Origin of the sequence: Curtobacterium sp. MCSS17_015, assembly GCF_003234265.2 — a bacterium.
Lineage (GTDB): Bacteria > Actinomycetota > Actinomycetes > Actinomycetales > Microbacteriaceae > Curtobacterium.
This window is the reverse complement of the sequence record NZ_CP126256.1, coordinates 1708346-1727111: the sequence shown is the minus strand read 5'-3', so window position 1 is coordinate 1727111 and position 18766 is coordinate 1708346. Positions and strand designations below refer to the sequence as shown.

Genomic DNA, 18766 nt, shown 5'->3' with positions numbered 1-18766 from the left:
CGCGGCCGCGGTGCTCGGTAGGGTCGGAGCATGAGCGATGACCGTCCCGTGCGCCAGCCGTCCGCCGTCGACCAGGTCGCCGAGCAGTGGGTGACCACACTCGTCGACCTCGACCCGACCATCGCCACCTACATCGGTGCGCCCGGCCGGACCGACTCGTACGGCGACACCTCACCCGCCGGGGCCGCGGCCCTCGCTGACGCAGCCCGTACGACGAAGCGGGCACTGGACGTCGCGGACGCCCGGGACGACGTGGACCGGGTGACGAAGACCGACCTGGGCGCCGAACTCGACCTCGTCGTCGAGTCGTACGACCGGCAGCTGCACCTGCGTGACCTCAACGTGATCCAGAGCCCGGCGCAGTCGCTGCGCGAGGTGTTCGACCTCATGCCGACCGCCACGGCCGACGACTGGCAGGACGTCGCTGGTCGACTCCGGGCGTTGCCGGACGCCCTGGAGGGGTACCGCGAGACCCTGCTCGAGGGCACCCGTGCGGGCGTGACCGCGGCGAAGCGCCAGGTGGAGCTCATCGCGGAGCAGGCCGCCCGGAACGGGGCGCCTGACGGCTTCTTCCGGCAGCTGGTCGACGGCGCCGTGCTCGAGGGCGGTGCGCCGGTGCCCGAGCAGCTGCGTTCCGAGCTCGCCCGCGGTGCCGAGGTCGCCGCCGCCGCGTACCGGTCCTTCGGACGCTTCCTCCAGCACGACGTCCTGCCGCTCTCGACCCCGGTCGACGCGGTCGGGCGTGACGACTACGCGCTGCACTCCCGTCGGTTCCTCGGCGCCGTCGTGGACCTCGACGAGACCTACGAATGGGGCATCGAGGAACTCGCCCGGATGCGTGACGAGCAGGAGCGCATCGCCGACCGGATCGAGTCGGGCGCGAGTGTCGCCCGGGCGATCGAGGTGCTCGACGCGGATCCGGCGCGGGTCCTCCACGGCACGGACGCGCTGCGCGCATGGATGCAGGAGACCAGCGACGAGTCGATCCGTGCGATGGACGGGGAGTACTTCGACATCGCCGACCCGATCAAGCGCCTGGAGTGCCGCATCGCCCCCACGCAGGAGGGCGGGATCTACTACACCGGCCCGTCGGACGACTTCTCGCGAGCCGGCCGGATGTGGTGGTCCGTGCCGCAGGGCGTCACCGAGTTCGGCACCTGGCGTGAGAAGACCACCGTCTACCACGAGGGCGTCCCGGGGCACCACCTGCAGATCAGCCAGGCGGTCTACAACCGCGGCGAGCTGAACACGTGGCGCCGGCAGCTCGCCGGTCCGTCGGGACACGTCGAGGGGTGGGCCCTGTACGCCGAGCGCCTCATGGAGCAGCTCGGGTTCCTCGACGACGACGGCGACCGTCTGGGCATGCTCGACGGGCAGCGGATGCGGGCGGCGCGCGTGGTGCTCGACATCGGCGTGCATCTGCAGAAGACCAACCCGGACGGCGGCGGCTGGACCTGGGAGTACGCGCTCGACTTCATGGGCCGGAACGTCAACATGGACCCGGCGTTCGTGCGCTTCGAGGTCGCTCGGTACTTCGGCTGGCCGGGACAGGCGCCGTCGTACAAGGTCGGTCAGCGCGTCTGGGAGTCCATCCGCGACGAGGTGGCGGCACGCGAGGGGGCGGCGTTCGACCTCAAGGCCTTCCACCACCGGGCCCTGGCGCTCGGCGGCGTGGGGCTCGACACCCTGCGGAGTGCGCTCGTCGGCTGACGGCGACACGCCCGGTTGTGGGCACCGGGCCCGCTGGATAGACTTGTGCGGCGCAATCCGCGCCAACAACACACATCGCCATGGTGGCTCGCACCGAGCCCGGCAGGTCGCAACGCCTGCGGGACCGGCTCGCGGACCGGGGGTCGCTCCCTCGCCGCCACGGCCCGACTCATGTCCGTTCGGAGCAATCTCTACATGACAACCACCACGACCAAGGCTCCCAAGCAGGTCGCCATCAACGACATCGGCTCGGCTGATGACTTCCTGGCCGAGGTCGAGAAGACCCTGAAGTTCTTCAACGACGGAGACCTCATCTCCGGCACCGTCGTGAAGATCGACCGCGACGAGGTCCTCCTCGACGTCGGTTACAAGACCGAGGGCGTCATCCCCTCGCGCGAGCTCTCGATCAAGCACGACGTGGACCCCAACGAGGTCGTCAACGTCGGTGACGAGGTCGAGGCCCTGGTCCTCCAGAAGGAGGACAAGGAAGGCCGCCTGATCCTGTCGAAGAAGCGCGCACAGTACGAGCGTGCGTGGGGCGACGTCGAGAAGATCAAGGAGTCCGACGGCGTCGTGACCGGCACGGTCATCGAGGTCGTCAAGGGCGGTCTGATCGTCGACATCGGCCTCCGCGGCTTCCTCCCGGCCTCGCTCATCGAGCTCCGCCGCGTCCGCGACCTGACGCCGTACCTCGGTCAGGAGCTCGAGGCGAAGATCCTCGAACTCGACAAGAACCGCAACAACGTGGTCCTCTCGCGTCGCGCCCTGCTCGAGCAGACGCAGTCCGAGTCGCGCACCACCTTCCTCAACAACCTCCACAAGGGCCAGGTCCGCAAGGGCGTCGTCTCGTCGATCGTCAACTTCGGTGCGTTCGTCGACCTCGGCGGCGTCGACGGCCTCGTCCACGTCTCCGAGCTCAGCTGGAAGCACATCGAGCACGCCAGCGAGGTCGTCGAGGTCGGTCAGGAAGTCACCGTCGAGATCCTCGAGGTGGACCTGGACCGCGAGCGCGTGTCGCTCTCGCTCAAGGCCACGCAGGAAGACCCGTGGCAGGTCTTCGCCCGCACCCACGCGATCGGTCAGATCGCGCCGGGCAAGGTCACGAAGCTCGTGCCGTTCGGTGCCTTCGTCCGCGTCGCGGACGGCATCGAGGGCCTCGTGCACATCTCGGAGCTCTCGAACAAGCACGTCGAGCTCGCCGAGCAGGTCGTGTCCGTGGGCGACGAGGTGTTCGTCAAGATCATCGACATCGACCTCGACCGTCGCCGTATCTCGCTCAGCCTCAAGCAGGCCAACGAGGGCGTCGACCCGGAGAGCACCGAGTTCGACCCGGCGCTCTACGGCATGCCGACCGAGTACGACGAGAAGGGTGACTACAAGTACCCCGAGGGATTCGACCCGGAGACCAACGAGTGGCTCGAGGGCTACGACACCCAGCGCGAGGAGTGGGAGCGTCAGTACGCTGCCGCCCAGGCCCGCTGGGAGGCCCACAAGGCCCAGGTCGCCAAGTCGCTCACCGAAGAGGCGCAGGGTGGCTTCGACCTCCCGGCCGCGGCCTCCTCGTTCACGAGCGAGACGACCGGCGCCGGCACCCTCGCCGACGACGCGTCCCTCGCGGCACTCCGCGAGAAGCTCAGCTCCAGCAACTGAGTCAACCCGCGCGAGCGGCCTGAGTCGCACGACCGGCAGCCCGGTCCTGATCGTCCCGCAGGGGACGAGCGGGGCCGGGCTTCGGGCGTTCGTGGAGACGTCCGTGCCACGCTGTCGTCGTGCGCATCATCGGACTCACGGGCGGCATCGCCGCGGGCAAGTCGACGGTCTCCAGGCGGTTCGCGGAGCACGGGGCGGTGGTGGTCGACGCCGACCAGCTCGCCCGGGATGCCGTGGCCCCGGGCAGCCCGGGCCTCGCTGCAGTCCGGGCACGCTTCGGCGACGCCGTGATCGCGGACGACGGCTCGCTGGACCGGCCGGCCCTCGGTGCCGTCGTGTTCGCTGACCCGGCTGCGCGGAAGGACCTCGAGCAGATCACGCACCCGGAGGTCTGGCGGCTCGCACAGGAGCGCTTCGACGCCGCCGAGTCCGCCGACCCGGACGCGGTCGTGGTCTACGACGTGCCGCTCCTGGCCGAGGCGCAGGGGTCGCGGCCGCTGCGGTTCGACTCCGTCGTGGTCGTCGACGCCCCGGCGGCGGTCCGCGTCCAGCGCCTCGTCGACCATCGCGGCATGGCGCGTGAGGACGCCGAGCGCCGGGTCGCGGCCCAGGCGACGGACGCCGATCGTCTCGCCCTCGCCGACCACGTGGTCGACGCCACGCGGTCCCTCGCCGAGACCATCCGCTCGGCGGACGAGGTCTGGGCGCGACTCGTCCGATGAGGGCGCACCACCGCCTGGTCGTCGTCGCGGTGCTCGTCCTCGTCGCGATCGGGCTGGCATCGCTCGTCGGGGCGAACGTGCTCGGTGGGCAGCGGGTCGCGGAGGGCGGACGGCCCGGGCAGCCCCACCGGACGCTCCAGCCAGGGGAAGCACCGCACAGCCAGTTCCACCGGTTCCGGCTCGGCGCGATCGACGGCGAACGACTGTCGCCGAACCGGGACGACTTCGCTGCGCGGACCTCGCCGGACGGTCCGCTCCTGCTGTTCCTGCCGGCGACCCGGTCGAAGCCCGCCGACTACCAGCGGTTCCTGACGACGGCGCTCGGTGACGGGTACCACGTGCTCGGACTCGACTACTGGAACCTCGGCAAGACCCTGTCGGCGACGTGCGAGGCCGACGCCCGGTGCTACGGACAGGTCCAGCGGAACCGGTTCGACGGCACCCGGAGTTCGGCGTACAGCAGCGTCAGCCCCGCGGGCTCCATCGTGTCCCGCTTCCGCGACGCCGTGGCCCACCTCGACGAGGTCGACCCGGCCGGTGGTTGGGGGCGCTTCGTGCAGGCCGACGAGGACATCCTGTGGTCGGACATCGTCGTCGCCGGGCACTCGCAGGGCGGGGGAGAAGCGGCGTACATCGCGCACATCCGCCCGGTCCTCGGCGCCCTCATGTTCTCGGCGCCGGTCGAGTCCGTCGGTCCGGTGCACGCGGCCTGGATGGACCACCCCGGCCAGACACCGGCAGACCGGATGTACGCGATCGACGACGTCCGGGACCACTACCGGCCGCGCATCACCGGTTCGTGGACGGCCCTCGGCCTCGACGGGACCCCCGGTGACGGCAGCGTGACCGATCCGTGGCGCACCGACACCGCGCCTCCGCTGCCCGGAGCCGACCCGCACGCGATCCTGACCGACCTGCCCGTCGACGACCCGCGTCACGCCCACTCCCGCATCATCAAGGACTCGACCCCGCTCGACGTGCGCGGCGACCCGCAGATGCTGCCCATGTGGCAGTGGCTGTTGCACCGCTTCCCCACCCCGGTCGTTCCCTCCGCGCGGTCATAGCCAGCGGAAATACGATGGGGTGGTGCAGCACCTCGGCGACTCCACCCCTTCCGCCACCACGGACGTGCCCGACCACGGGAGCGGCTCCGCGACGCCCGACGACGGGGGCGGGGTCCCGCCCGCGCTCGGTGGACTCATCCGCCTCCACGCCGAGCAGCACGGCGACCGTGCCTACCTCGAGGACGCCCGCTCCGACCGCGTCCTGACGTACGGGGCGCTGCACGACGCCGTGACCTCCTGGTCGCGGACCTTCGACGCGATCGGGGTCCCGCCGTCCGGCGGGGTGCTCGTCGACGTCGGCGACCCGCTCGCCTTCGCCGTCGTCCACCTGGCCGCCGTCGCGTCCGGGCGTCGCGCCGTCCCGGTCGACACCGGCCAACCGGTGACCGAACCGGCGCGGCTCGCCGCGCTCCTCGGCGGTGCGGCCATGGTCGTGTCCGACCGCGCCGAGGACGCGACCGTCGCGGGGGCGCCGGCCGCCGGGATCGACGCGGCCACGTTCCTCCCGGTCGGTGTCCGCGACGGCGACGTGCCGGATGCGGCACCCGACGCACCGGGCCAGGGCTCGGTCGTCCTGTTCACCTCGGGCTCGACGGGCACGCCCAAGGGCGTCGAACTGCCGGAGTCGCAACTGTTGTCCGTCGCTCGGGCCGTCGCCGCGCACAACCGGTTGACCGAGCGCGACCGGGGCTTCAACTCACTGCCGCTGTTCCACGTCAACGCCGAGGTCGTCGGTCTCATCGCCACCCTGGTCGCCGGCGCGACGCTCGTGCTCGACCGGCGGTTCCGTCGGACCGGGTTCTGGGAACTGCTCGAGGAGCGCCGGATCACCTGGCTCAACGCCGTGCCGGCGGTCTTGGCGGTCCTGGCGAAGACCGGGCCGATGGTGTTCCCGGAGACGCTGCGTTTCGTCCGGAGCGCGTCGGCACCCCTGCCCGATCCGGTGCGCGCCGCGCTCGGCGACGTCCCGCTCGTGGTGAGCTGGGGCATGACCGAGGGTGCCAGCCAGATCACCGCGACGCCGCTCGACGCCCCGCCCCGCCCCGGCACCGTCGGGCTGCCCGTCGGGTCCGAGGTCCAGGTCCGCGGCGAGGACGGCGGCGTCCTGCCCGCCGGCGAGGTCGGCGCGCTCTGGGTGCGCGGACCGGGTATCGTCCGCTCGTACCTCGGCGGTCGCGCCGCCGAACGGTTCGACGACGAGGGGTGGCTCGCGACCGGCGACCTCGGGTCCGTCGCGGCGGACGGGTGGGTGTCGCTCGCCGGGCGGTCCGACGACGTCATCAACCGCGGCGGCGAGAAGGTGTACCCGTCCGAGGTCGAGGACGTCCTGCTGCGGGACCCCCGCGTGCTCGAGGCCGTCGTCGTGGGGCGACCGGACGACGTGCTCGGTGCCGTCCCCGTGGCGTACGTCATCGCACAGGACGACGTCGACGCCGACGAGCTCGTCGCCGACCTCACCGCGCTGGCCGCTTCCGCCCTGACCCGGTTCCGCCGCCCGGCCGAGATCTCCCTCGTGCCGGACCTGCCGCGTGCGCCGACCGGCAAGGTGCAGCGCGCCCGCGTCCGAGCCATGACCGAGTCGCGGTGAGCGCCCGACCCACCCCGGCCGCCGTGGCCGTCACGCCGGGTGCGAGCCCGTCGTCGCCCGACGGGAGCGCGACCGGCACGAGCGGGACCGGCGTGCAGACCCCGACGCGCACGGCCGCCGGGCGCCCGCGGCACCTGTACGAGGTCGACGTCCTCCGGATCCTGACCTTCGCGTGCGTCATCGGCGTGCACACGACGAGCCACACCGTCGCGGACGACGACGTCCCGCTCAACGCCCTGCTCGGACTGCTGCACTTCACGCGCCTGGTGTTCTTCTCGCTGACCGCGTTCGTCCTGGTCTACAGCTGGTCGCTCCGCCCTCGACCGCTGGCGCAGTTCTGGCCCCGACGGTTCCTGCTCGTCGGCGTGCCGTACCTGGCGTGGTCGTTCGTCTACGTCGGCGCCGCGTGGTTGTTGAGCGGCACGACCCGTGGCGACGTGCCGGCCCTCGTGACGACGTACGCCGAGGGGATCGTCACCGGGACGTCCTGGTACCACCTCTACTTCCTGCTCGTGACGATGCAGGTGTACCTGCTCCTGCCCGTGATCGTGTGGCTCGTCCGGGTGACCCGCCGACACCACGTGACGCTCCTCGTGCTCGCGTTCCTGGTCCAGGTCGCGGTGTTCGCCTGCTACAAGTACCTGCCCGACTCCATCGACTGGTTGCACGGGTACCAGAAGCAGTTCTTCTTCTCGTACGTCTTCTTCATCGTGGCGGGAGCGGTGGCCGCCGACCACGCCGACCCGTTCCTCCGCTTCGTCCGTGAGCACCGTCGGGCCGTCCTCTGGGCGTTCGCCGGCACCGGTGCGCTCACGCTCGGCGTGTGGTGGGTGCAGGTCGGGCTCGGGCAGTCCCTCTACGCGGCGGGCACTCCGCTCCAGCCCGTCCAGGTGCTGTGGAGCGCGGCGGTCTTCGTCGGCTTCCTGACGATCGGCGCCGCGTGGGCTGACCGACGTCGTGCCGGCAGCGTCGTGGCCCGCATCGTCGACTACGCCTCCGACCGGTCGTTCGGGATCTTCCTCAGCCACCCGTTCATGATCTGGATCCTGCTGTACGGCGACAGCTGGCTCGAGGGCGTCGTGCCCGAGCCGTGGCTGACGCTCGTCACGTACGTGCTGGTGCTCGTGCTGTCGGTCGCGGTGACCGAGGTGTTCCGGTGGTCACCGCTCAGCGTGCCCCTCACCGGCCGGCCGTCACGCGCCCGGTGGCGGTCGGGTGGCGCGTCAGCGTGAGGGGCAGCGGTCCCGCCGACGGCCTGACGGCCGCCGAGCGGGAGGGCTGACGGGCCGACCGGCAGACGGACGGCGGCGGTCCGCGCGACGTGGTGCGGGCCTCCAGGCCGGGAGGCCCGCCTCCCGCTCGCGGTGAGGGGCTGTCGGTCATCGCATCGCGTGACGCCCCGGCGGCGGTCAGCTGGCCGCGTCGCGCTCCGCTGCGGGCACGCCGATCTCGAGGACGCCGTCGGTCATGGTCAGACGCTGCGGCTTCATCACCCACGCGACGACGGCGGCGGCCGCGAGCAGGACGCAGGAGATCCCGAACGGCACCTGCCAGCCCGAGGCCTCGATGAGCGCGCCGAACACGATGGGGGAGACCACGCCGGCGACGCCGAAGCCGGTGTTCATGAAGCCGGACGCGGTGCCCGACCACTGCGGAGCGACGTCCATCGGGATCGCCCACAGGTTGGCGTTGCACAGCTCGAGGAAGAAGAACGAGAGCGCGAGCGACACCGTGGCCACGGTGAGGCTCTGCCCGGCGACGATCAGGGGCAGCAGGCAGAGCAGGGACCCGCCGAGCCCGATGACCAAGATCACCCGCCGCGCGTGTCGGGTGTCGCCACCGCGGTGGATGATCCGGTCGCTGAGCATCCCACCGACGGTGTCCCCGACGACGCCGGCGAGCAACACGGCGGTCGTGAACCAGGCGAAGGCACTGATCTCGAGGTCGTACTCGTCGCTGAGGAAGGTCGGGATCCAGGTGAGGAACACCCAGAGCGTCCACCCGTAGCCGAAGTCGACGAAGGAGACCGGCAGGATCTGCCGGGCGAGGGCCCGCCAGGGGACCGGAGGCCGGGTCGCGCGTGTCTCGACGGGCGGCAGTTCGGCCAGTTCCGACTTCGTGATGCCCCTGGCGTCCTCCGGCCGGTCCCGGAAGGCGACGAACCAGACGACGCCCCAGACCACGGACAGGAGGGCCGTGGCGAAGAACGCGAGTCGCCACCCGCTGATCGCGATGAAGTACGCCACCAGAAGCGGCGCGAGCGCGTTGCCGAGCCGGGCGGCGGAGTGCACGACGCCCTGCGCGAAGCCGTTCCGGTCGCGCGGGATCCAGCGGCTCATCGCCTGGGTGGCGGACGGGAACGCGGCGGCTTCGCTCAGCCCGAGCAGGAGCCGCGCGGCGAACAGCGTCCAGAAACCGATCGCCAGGCCGGACCAGAGCGTCGCGACGCCCCAGACCACCGTGATCACGAAGAGCGCCCGGCGTGGGCCGAACTTCTCGCTGATCGTCCCGCCGAACACCTGGAGGAGCGCGTACGGCAGCGAGAACGCCGCGACGATGAACCCGGCGTCGGTCTCGGAGAGACCGAACTCGTCGGTGATGTGCGGGAGAGCGGTGGAGATGTTCGTGCGGTCGATGTACGAGATGGCGTACATGAAGCACAGGAGCAGGAGGACCCGTCCGCGGATGCGTCCGCGGAACGGGGTCCCCGTGGTCGGTGCCGGGGCGGGGGCAGGGGCCGTGGTCATGGGGTCTCTTCGGTCGGGTTGCTGAACGGACCGGAGGTTACGACCGTTGCCGATCAGGACCCTCTGAGACCGCTATCAGCGGAGAGTACGCCGTGGGCGAGCAGAGCCCTCCGATGTCAGGGGCCGCGCCTACTGTTGCAGGCATGGGAGTTGCCATCGAGCCCACGCGCGCCATCCGACCCTTCGAGGTCATCAGCGAGTACTCACCGAGCGGCGACCAGCCCGCCGCGATCGCCGAACTGGCAGGGCGCATCAACGCGGGTGAGACCGACGTCGTGCTGCTCGGCGCGACCGGTACCGGCAAGTCGGCGACCACCGCCTGGCTCATCGAGCAGGTGCAGCGGCCCACCCTCGTGCTCGCGCACAACAAGACGCTGGCGGCTCAGCTCGCGAACGAGTTCCGCGGTCTCCTGCCGAACAACGCCGTCGAGTACTTCGTGTCGTACTACGACTACTACCAGCCCGAGGCGTACGTCCCGCAGACCGACACCTTCATCGAGAAGGACTCGTCCGTCAACGCCGAGGTCGAGCGGCTCCGGCACTCGACGACGAACTCGCTGCTCAGCCGTCGCGACACCGTGGTGGTCTCGACCGTGTCGTGCATCTACGGTCTCGGCACGCCGGAGCAGTACATGAACGCCTCGGTCGCGCTGCACGTCGGTCAGACGATCTCCCGTGACCAGCTCGTCCGCAAGTTCGTCAGCATGCAGTACCAGCGCAACGACGTCGACTTCGCCCGTGGGACGTTCCGGGTGCGCGGAGACACGCTCGAGATCATCCCGATGTACGAAGAGCACGCGATCCGCATCGAGATGTTCGGCGACGAGATCGAGGCGCTCTCGTCCCTGCACCCGCTGACTGGCAACGTCATCGACGACCTGCCCGCCGTCTCGATCTTCCCGGCGTCGCACTACGTCGCCGACACCGACGTCATGCACCGGGCCATCGGATCGATCAAGGAGGAACTGGCCGAACGCCTCGCCGAGCTCGAGGGCCAGGGCAAGCTGCTCGAAGCCCAGCGGCTCCGGATGCGCACGACGTTCGACATCGAGATGATGGAGCAGATCGGCTTCTGCTCGGGCATCGAGAACTACTCGCGGCACATGGACGGCCGTGGGCCGGGCGAGGCCCCGCACTGCCTCATCGACTACTTCCCGGACGACTTCCTCATCGTCATCGACGAGTCGCACGTCACCGTGCCGCAGATCGGCGCGATGTACGAGGGCGACGCCTCCCGGAAGCGCACGCTCGTCGAGCACGGGTTCCGCCTGCCGAGCGCCATGGACAACCGACCGCTGAAGTGGGAGGAGTTCCTCGACCGCGTCGGGCAGAAGGTGTTCCTGTCGGCGACCCCGGGCAAGTACGAGCTGGGCATCACGGACAGCGTGGTCGAGCAGATCATCCGTCCGACCGGCCTGGTCGACCCCGAGATCATCGTCAAGCCGAGTGACGGCCAGATCGACGACCTGCTCGAGGAGATCACGCAGCGGGTGGACAAGGACGAGCGCGTGCTCGTCACCACGCTCACCAAGCGGATGGCCGAGGAGCTCACCGACTTCCTCGGCAACGCCGGGGTCCGGGTACGGTACCTGCACTCCGACGTCGACACCCTCAAGCGCGTCGAGCTCCTCACCGAGCTGCGACAGGGTGTGTACGACGTGCTCATCGGCATCAACCTGCTGCGTGAGGGCCTCGACCTGCCGGAGGTCTCGCTCGTCGCGATCCTCGACGCCGACAAGGAGGGCTTCCTCCGGTCGTCGACGTCCCTCATCCAGACCATCGGTCGCGCCGCCCGCAACGTGTCGGGCCAGGTGCTCATGTACGCCGACAAGATGACCGACTCCATGAAGCAGGCCATCGAGGAGACCGACCGCCGTCGCGAGAAGCAGGTCGCGTACAACCTGGAGCACGGCATCGACCCGCAGCCGCTCCGCAAGAAGATCGCGGACATCACCGAGGTCCTCAACCGCGAGAGCGACGACACCCGTGAGCTCCTCGAGCGTCGGGGTGGTGGCGTGCGGGACGGCCGACGGGCGCCCACGCCGTCCCTCCGTCGCGAGGGCATCGCGGGCGAAGGCGCGACGCAGCTCGAAGCGACGATCGCGGATCTCAACGACCAGATGCTGCAGGCTGCCGCCGAGCTCAAGTTCGAACTGGCGGCGCGGCTCCGGGACGAGGTGCAGGACCTCAAGAAGGCGCTGCGGCAGATGGAGTCCGCCGGACATGTCGTCTGAGTCGAGCCCGTCCACCGCGGACGGTGCCGTCTCGGGCGACCGGCAGCGGACGGTGGTGGTCACGGGTGCGAGCGCCGGGCTCGGGTACCAGGCGGCGGAGCAGCTCGCCGCGGCCGGCCACCGGGTCGTCCTCGCCACCCGGAACCGCGAGAAGGCAGCCGCCGCGGAGCGCAGCATCCGGCAGCAGGTACCCGCGGCGACGCTCGACCACCTGCACCTCGACCTCGCGGACCTCGACTCGGTCCGGGCGGCCGCGGCCGAGCTGGCCCGACGGGGAGCGGTCGACGCGGTCCTCAACAACGCCGGAGTGGTCGGGTCCCGCCAGCGCCGCTCAACCGCGCAGGGGCACGAGCTGCAGGTCGGGACGAACCACCTGGGCCACTTCGCCTGGACGGCCTTGGTGCTCCCGCTCCTGCAGGAGACCGGAGGTCGCGTCGTGCACCTCGGCTCGATCTCGCACCGCTGGGTCACCCTCGACCGACACGATCCGCTCGCCGCCGGGCACTACTCCGGATACCGCCAGTACGGGCGCAGCAAGCTCGCGGTGATGCTCTTCGGGTTCGAGCTCGCGCAGCGTCTCGCCGACGCCGGGTCGCCGGTGTCGAGCGTCGTGGCGCACCCCGGACTCGCGCTCGACTCGCTGACGCCGGCCCGACCAGAGGTGAGCGTCGCGCGGACCGAGCCGGGCTGGGTCCGTCCCGGTCAGCGGTGGATCGCCCAGGGCAAGGACGCCGGGGCCGTGCCGCTCGTGCGCGCGGTGGTCGGTGGCGACGTGCGGTCGGGTGAGTACTGGGGGCCGGACGGCTGGTTCCAGCTCCGGGGTGGGCCTGCCGTCGTGCCGGCGGAACCGCGGGCGCACGACCGGACCGAAGCCGCGCGGTTGTGGGCCGCCAGTGAAGCCGCCTCCGGGGTCGCGTTCGCTCTGGACGCACTCGGCTGAGTCGTCGGGGCGGGCGTTTGTCGGAGTCGGTTCGTAGAATCGTCTGCGATGACCATCACCTCTGACCGCGGAACCGCCATGCCCGGACCCGACGACTTCGACGAGCCGTCGGACCTGCACCTGCCCGGCGGTACGGCACCCCACGACACGTCGACGCTGAGCGTCCGCGGCGCGCGGGTGCACAACCTCCGAGACGTCGACCTCGAGATCCCGCGCGACTCCCTCGTCGTGTTCACCGGCCTGTCCGGATCGGGCAAGTCCTCGTTGGCCTTCGACACCATCTTCGCCGAGGGACAGCGCCGGTACGTCGAGTCCCTGTCGGCGTACGCGCGCCAGTTCCTCGGACAGGTCGACCGACCCGACGTCGACTTCATCGAGGGGCTGTCGCCCGCCGTGTCGATCGACCAGAAGTCGACGAACCGGAACCCGCGGTCGACCGTCGGCACCATCACCGAGGTCTACGACTACATGCGTCTGCTCTGGGCGCGCATCGGCATCCCGCACTGCCCCGTCTGTGGCGAGGTGATCAGCAAGCAGAGCGTGCAGCAGATCGCCGACCAGCTCATGACGCAGGAGACCGGTACCCGGTTCCAGGTGCTCGCGCCGATCGTGTCGAAGAAGAAGGGCGAGTTCGTCGACCTCTTCCAGGAGCTCGCGGCGTCCGGCTACTCCCGTGCGATCGTCGACGGAGAGCGCATCCAGCTCAGCAACCCGCCGACGCTCAAGAAGCAGGTCAAGCACGACATCTCGGTCATCGTCGACCGCTTGGTCGCCAGCGACGACATCCTCGGCCGACTGACCGACTCGCTCGAGACGGCTCTGCGCCTCACGAACGGCACGGTCGCGATCGACCTCGTCGACCACGAGGGCCCGGGTGCGGTGCGGACGTACTCCGAGAACCTCTCCTGCCCGAACAACCATCCGCTGGCCCTCACCGAGATCGAGCCGCGGACCTTCTCGTTCAACGCCCCGTTCGGCGCCTGCCCGGAGTGCTCCGGCCTCGGGACCCGCATGTCGGTCGACCCGGACCTCGTGCTCGGCGACCCCGAAGCGTCCCTGGCAGACGGCGTCCTGCTGCCCTGGACCGGGACGAGCGGCCTGTACTCCTACTTCGAGAAGCTGCTCGCCGGCCTCGGCAAGGAGCTCGACTTCCGTCTCGACACCCCGTGGAACCAGCTGCCGTCGTCGGTGCAGGCCGCCATCCTCACCGGCAAGGACTTCGAGGTCTCGGTGTCGTGGAAGAACCGCTTCGGCCGCGAGATGCGGTACACGAGCGGGTTCGAGGGCGTGATGCCCTACATCGAGCGCAAGTTCGCCGAGGCCGAGACCGACTCGCAGCGCCAGCGGTTCCAGGGATACCTGCGCGAGGTGCCGTGCCCCGTGTGTGACGGCACCCGTCTCAAGCCCGAGGTCCTGGCGGTCACGGTCGACGGCCGGAGCATCGCGGACGTCACGGACATGGCCCTCGACGAGGCCTACGGGTTCATGGCGGACATCACGCTCACGGCGCGCGAGGCGCACATCGCCGCGGCCGTCCTGCGCGAGATCCGGGCGCGGCTCGAGTTCCTGCTCGAGGTCGGCCTCAACTACCTCACCCTGGCACGTGGCGCCGGTGGTCTCTCCGGTGGCGAGGCGCAGCGCATCCGGCTCGCGACCCAGATCGGTTCCGGGCTGACCGGCGTGCTGTACGTCCTCGACGAGCCGAGCATCGGGTTGCACCAGCGCGACAACCGTCGGCTCATCGACACGCTCGTGAAGCTCAAGGACCTCGGCAACACGCTCATCGTGGTCGAGCACGACGAGGACACGATCCGCACGGCGGACTGGGTCGTCGACATCGGACCCGGCGCGGGCGTCAACGGCGGCAACGTCGTGCACTCGGGCTCGTACGACGACATGATCGAGAACCGCGAGTCCATCACGGGTGACTACCTCGCCGGGCGCCGGGCGATCGAGATGCCGTCGGAGCGTCGGAAGGTCAACCGCAAGCGGGTCATCAGCGTGCAGGGCGCGCGGGCGAACAACCTCAAGGACGTGGACGTCGACTTCCCGCTCGGGGTCTTCACCGCGGTCACCGGGGTCAGCGGCTCCGGCAAGTCGACGCTCGTCAACGACATCCTGTACAAGGTGCTGGCCAACCAGCTCAACGGTGCCCGGCACATCGCGGGCAAGCACACCCGGGTGAAGGGCCTCGACCAGCTGGACAAGGTCGTGCACGTCGACCAGGCCCCCATCGGACGGACGCCGCGCTCGAACCCGGCGACCTACACGGGTGTCTTCGACCGCATCCGTCAGCTGTTCGCGGAGACCCCCGAGGCGAAGACCCGCGGGTACCAGCCCGGACGCTTCAGCTTCAACGTCAAGGGCGGCCGCTGCGAGAACTGCTCGGGCGACGGCACCATCAAGATCGAGATGAACTTCCTGCCCGACGTCTACGTCGCGTGCGAGGTCTGCGGCGGCGCCCGGTACAACCGCGAGACGCTGCAGGTGCACTACAAGGGCAAGAGCATCTCCGAGGTGCTCGACATGCCGATCAGCGAGGCGGCCGAGTTCTTCGAGCCGATCTCGGCGATCCACCGCTACATGCAGACCCTCGTCGACGTCGGCCTCGGCTACGTGCGACTCGGGCAGAGCGCGGCGACGCTCTCCGGCGGGGAGGCACAGCGGGTCAAGCTCGCGACCGAGCTGCAGCGTCGTTCGAACGGCCGCACGGTCTACGTGCTCGACGAGCCGACCACGGGTCTGCACTTCGAGGACGTCCGGAAGCTGCTCCTCGTGCTGCAGAGCCTGGTCGACAAGGGCAACACCGTCATCACCATCGAGCACAACCTCGACGTCATCAAGTCCGCCGACTGGCTCATCGACATGGGCCCGGAGGGCGGGTCGGGCGGCGGCACGGTGCTGGCCACGGGCACCCCGGAGCACGTCGCCGACGTCCCGGAGAGCCACACCGGCGTCTTCCTCCGCGAGATCCTCGACGCGCAGGACGCCCGCGTGGGCAAGGAGCGGTCCGTGGGTGCTCGTCGAGCAGGTGCACAGCAGGCAGGTGCTCGCTAGGTGGCGGACACCGTCCCGTGGCGGCCGAAGGCGGGGGAGATCCCGACCGACCCCGGCGTGTACCGGTGGCGTGACGGCAACGGCCGCGTGCTGTACGTCGGCAAGGCGAAGAACCTCCGCGCCCGGCTGAGCAACTACTTCGCGCCGCTGCACACCCTGCACGAACGGACCCGGCGCATGGTCCTCACGGCGCAGAGCGTCGAGTGGACCACGGTCGGCTCGGAGATCGAGGCGCTCCAGTTGGAGTACACCTGGATCAAGGAGTTCGATCCGCCCTTCAACGTCAAGTTCCGTGACGACAAGTCGTACCCGTACATGGCGATCACGATGGCCGACGAGGCGCCGCGGGTGATGGTCACGCGCAACCGGAAGATCAAGGGCGCGAAGTACTTCGGCCCGTACCCGAAGATCTGGGCCGTGCACGACACCATCGACCTGATGATCAAGGTCTTCCCGATCCGCACCTGTTCGGAGTCGTCCTACAAGCGCGCCATGCAGACCGGCAAGCCGTGCTTCCCGGGGCAGATCGGCAAGTGCGGCGGGCCGTGCTCGCAACGCGTCACGATCGAGGAGCACCGTGCGCTCGTCGAGGAGTTCGTGCGGTTCATGGGCAGCTACGACCGTCGCGTGATCACGCAGCTCCGGCAGCGGATGGCGGCCTCGGCCGACGCCATGCAGTACGAGCAGGCAGCCCGGTACCGCGACCAGGTCGAGGCCCTCGAAGCCGTGCTCGAGAAGTCCGCGGTCGTGCTCAAGGACTCGGTCGACCTCGACCTGTTCGGCATCGCGGAGGACGAGCTGGCCGCCGCCGTGCAGCTGTTCTCGGTGCGCGGCGGACGCATCCGCGGTGTGCGCGGCTGGGTCGTCGACAAGGAGCTCGACATCAGCACGGGCGACCTCGTCGAGCAGATCGTGCAGGGCGTCTACACCGGCAGTGAACTGCCCGCCGGGGCCGGCGGCGAGGAACCGCCGCGTGAGGTCGTCGTGCCGGTCCTGCCGGACGACGCCGATGCCCTGCAGCAGTGGCTCAGCGACCGCCGGGGTGGCCGTGGCACGAAGCTCAGCACCGCCCAGCGCGGTGACCGGGCGGGTCTCGCCCGGACGGCTTCGCAGAACGCCCAGCAGGCGCTCATGCTCTACAAGACGAAGCGCTCAGCCGACTACACGACCCGGGCGGCGGCCCTCGCCGACATCCAGGAGGCGCTCGGCATGACCGAGGCGCCCCTGCGGATGGAGTGCTACGACATCTCGCACCTGCAGGGGACGAACGTCGTCGCGTCGATGGTCGTGTTCGAGGACGGCCTGCCGCGCAAGGACCAGTACCGGCGTTACACGATCGCCGAGACCACCGACGACACCGACAGCATGTACCAGGTGCTGACCCGTCGACTGGCGCGTCTCGACGAGGACGCGGCCGTGCCGGACGTGCCCGACGTGACCGGCGACGCCGTCGTCGAGGGGTCGAAGCCGACGAAACGCTTCGCGTACCGGCCGCAGCTCCTCGTCGTCGACGGCGGGCAGCCCCAGGTCGCCGCGGCGAAGCGCGCGCTCGACGAGGCCGGGGTCGGCGACATCGCCCTGGTCGGCATCGCGAAGCGTCTCGAGGAGCTCTGGCTGCCGGATGACGACTTCCCGGTCATCCTGCCGCGCAACTCCGAGGCGCTCTTCCTCATCCAGCGTCTCCGCGACGAGGCCCACCGCTTCGCCATCTCGCACCAGCGGACGCGACGGAAGCGGGACGTCAAGTCGCAGCTGTCCGAGATCCCCGGGCTCGGACCGAACCGCGTGGCCGCGCTGTTGAAGCACTTCGGCTCAGTGGCCCGCCTCCGCCAGGCCACAGCGGAAGAGGTCGCCGAGGTGCCGGGCGTCGGGCCCGCGACGGCGGCCGCCGTGGTGCGCAAGCTCACGACGGTCCCGGTGGACACCCCCGAGTCGGCCAGCGCGCCCACCCCGGCCAGTGCACCCACCCCGGCCAGTGAACCCACCCCGGCCAGTGCACCCACCCCGACCAGTGCGCCCGGCGCGCATGACGCCCGCACGGCCCCGGCGACCGGACGGTAGCCTGGTCCTCGACCTGGGCCGGCGGCGCTCGAACCGGCCGGGCGACCCGCCCGGCCACACCACGACGGAGCTCCTTCGCAGATGACCGAAACCACCTCGCAGCAGCAGCACGACGTCCTCATCGTGACCGGCATGTCCGGCGCCGGGCGGTCGACGGTGGGGAAGGCGCTCGAGGACCTCGGCTGGTACGTGGTCGACAACCTCCCGACGCAGATGCTCGGGCCGCTGACCGACCTGGCGGACCGGGCGGGGGAGTCGATCCCGAAGATCGCGACCGTCGTCGACGTGCGCGGCGGGCGGTTCTTCACGGACCCCGAGCACGCCGTCCAGCAGCTGCGCGAGAGCACCAGCGCCCGGGTCCGGGTGCTGTTCCTCGAAGCGACCGACCAGGTCCTGGTCCGGCGCTTCGAACAGGTCCGACGGCCCCACCCGCTGCAGGGCGAGGACACGCTGCTCGACGGCATCGCACGGGAGCGCACCCGCCTGCTCGGCCTGCGCGAGGCGTCGGACATGATCGTCGACACGTCCGACCTGAACATCCACCAGCTCGCGAACGCCGTCACCGAGAAGTTCGCCGAGGACCGCTTCGTCGGCGTCCAGGTCACCCTGATGAGCTTCGGGTTCAAGTACGGCCTGCCCGCCGACGCCGACATGGTCGCCGACGTGCGCTTCATCCCGAACCCCTACTGGGTGCCGGAACTGCGGCCGCACACGGGGCTCGACAAGCCGGTGTCCGACTACGTCCTGGAGCAGCCCGGGGCGCGTCCGTTCGTCGACCGCTACGCCTCCGTCCTCGAGCCGGTGTTCGAGGGGTACCAGCGGGAGAACAAAAGACACGCTACGATCGCCATCGGCTGTACCGGCGGCAAGCACCGTTCGGTCGCCATCGTCGCCGAGCTGGCGAGCCTCCTCCGCGGGATGCCCAACGTCGCCGTGCGTGTGAAGAACCGAGATCTCGGCCGGGAGTGACCGTCCCACCGGCCGTCTCGACAC

At 70.4% G+C, this 18766-nt stretch carries 12 protein-coding genes; 11 read left to right on the top strand and 1 reads right to left on the bottom strand.

Annotation, left to right across the window (positions count from 1 at the left end):
* The first annotated feature begins 30 nt into the window (after positions 1-30).
* The 6 genes from DEJ18_RS08125 to DEJ18_RS08100 all read left to right on the top strand — a co-directional run bounded on the left by DEJ18_RS08125 (position 31) and on the right by DEJ18_RS08100 (position 7966).
* Complete coding sequence (locus tag DEJ18_RS08125) at positions 31-1710, top strand: DUF885 domain-containing protein (RefSeq protein WP_111080742.1); 1680 nt, start codon at positions 31-33, stop codon at positions 1708-1710.
* 195 nt (positions 1711-1905) lie between these two features.
* The gene (rpsA, locus tag DEJ18_RS08120; protein ID WP_111080743.1) at positions 1906-3360 is read left to right on the top strand and encodes a 30S ribosomal protein S1; all 1455 of its coding nucleotides are present in this window, start codon (positions 1906-1908) and stop codon (positions 3358-3360) included.
* Between the two features lie 119 nt (positions 3361-3479).
* On the top strand, positions 3480-4082 hold the full coding sequence (gene coaE, locus DEJ18_RS08115; RefSeq protein WP_111080744.1) for a dephospho-CoA kinase: 603 nt from the start codon (positions 3480-3482) through the stop codon (positions 4080-4082).
* Positions 4079-5146 carry a BPSS1187 family protein gene (locus DEJ18_RS08110; RefSeq protein WP_111210715.1) on the top strand — a complete coding sequence of 356 codons (1068 nt, stop codon included), beginning with the start codon at positions 4079-4081 and terminating at the stop codon, positions 5144-5146. Before coaE ends, DEJ18_RS08110 begins: the two co-directional genes overlap by 4 nt.
* A 22-nt stretch (positions 5147-5168) precedes the next feature.
* On the top strand, positions 5169-6734 hold the full coding sequence (locus tag DEJ18_RS08105) for a class I adenylate-forming enzyme family protein (protein WP_181434212.1): 1566 nt from the start codon (positions 5169-5171) through the stop codon (positions 6732-6734).
* Positions 6731-7966, top strand: coding sequence for an acyltransferase (locus DEJ18_RS08100; RefSeq protein ID WP_111210713.1), 1236 nt, complete (start codon positions 6731-6733; stop codon positions 7964-7966). The genes DEJ18_RS08105 and DEJ18_RS08100 overlap by 4 nt, the downstream gene beginning before the upstream one ends.
* Before the next feature lie 177 nt (positions 7967-8143).
* On the opposite strand, the gene DEJ18_RS08095 is transcribed toward DEJ18_RS08100, so the two are convergent.
* Positions 8144-9481, bottom strand: coding sequence for an MFS transporter (locus DEJ18_RS08095; protein WP_111080748.1), 1338 nt, complete (start codon positions 9479-9481; stop codon positions 8144-8146).
* 143 nt (positions 9482-9624) lie between these two features.
* Here DEJ18_RS08095 and uvrB point away from each other — a divergent pair, with 143 nt between their 5' ends.
* The 5 genes from uvrB to rapZ all read left to right on the top strand — a co-directional run bounded on the left by uvrB (position 9625) and on the right by rapZ (position 18742).
* Positions 9625-11715 (top strand): excinuclease ABC subunit UvrB, encoded by a 2091-nt coding sequence (gene uvrB / locus DEJ18_RS08090; protein ID WP_181431077.1) that lies wholly within the window; start codon positions 9625-9627, stop codon positions 11713-11715.
* Positions 11705-12655 (top strand): SDR family NAD(P)-dependent oxidoreductase, encoded by a 951-nt coding sequence (locus tag DEJ18_RS08085; protein WP_111080749.1) that lies wholly within the window; start codon positions 11705-11707, stop codon positions 12653-12655. Before uvrB ends, DEJ18_RS08085 begins: the two co-directional genes overlap by 11 nt.
* 48 nt (positions 12656-12703) lie before the next feature.
* Positions 12704-15712, top strand: a complete 3009-nt coding sequence (uvrA, locus tag DEJ18_RS08080; RefSeq protein WP_258376940.1) for an excinuclease ABC subunit UvrA — start codon at positions 12704-12706, stop codon at positions 15710-15712.
* Complete coding sequence (uvrC, locus tag DEJ18_RS08075; protein ID WP_284177144.1) at positions 15713-17773, top strand: excinuclease ABC subunit UvrC; 2061 nt, start codon at positions 15713-15715, stop codon at positions 17771-17773. It begins immediately after the preceding gene.
* 81 nt (positions 17774-17854) lie between these two features.
* A complete protein-coding gene (gene rapZ, locus DEJ18_RS08070; protein ID WP_111211465.1) occupies positions 17855-18742 on the top strand; it encodes an RNase adapter RapZ in 888 nt (295 codons plus the stop codon).
* The last annotated feature ends 24 nt before the right edge of the window (positions 18743-18766 follow it).

Bases quoted from the DNA above. Each gene is read 5' to 3' on its own strand.
- DEJ18_RS08125 (WP_111080742.1), top strand. From the start codon at position 31: ATGAGCGATGACCGTCCCGTGCGCCAGCCGTCCGCCGTCGACCAGGTC.
- rapZ (WP_111211465.1), top strand. From the start codon at position 17,855: ATGACCGAAACCACCTCGCAGCAGCAGCACGACGTCCTCATCGTGACC.
- rpsA (WP_111080743.1), top strand. From the start codon at position 1,906: ATGACAACCACCACGACCAAGGCTCCCAAGCAGGTCGCCATCAACGAC.
- DEJ18_RS08110 (WP_111210715.1), top strand. From the start codon at position 4,079: ATGAGGGCGCACCACCGCCTGGTCGTCGTCGCGGTGCTCGTCCTCGTC.
- uvrB (WP_181431077.1), top strand. From the start codon at position 9,625: ATGGGAGTTGCCATCGAGCCCACGCGCGCCATCCGACCCTTCGAGGTC.
- DEJ18_RS08095 (WP_111080748.1), bottom strand. From the start codon at position 9,481: ATGACCACGGCCCCTGCCCCCGCCCCGGCACCGACCACGGGGACCCCG.
- DEJ18_RS08085 (WP_111080749.1), top strand. From the start codon at position 11,705: ATGTCGTCTGAGTCGAGCCCGTCCACCGCGGACGGTGCCGTCTCGGGC.
- uvrA (WP_258376940.1), top strand. From the start codon at position 12,704: ATGACCATCACCTCTGACCGCGGAACCGCCATGCCCGGACCCGACGAC.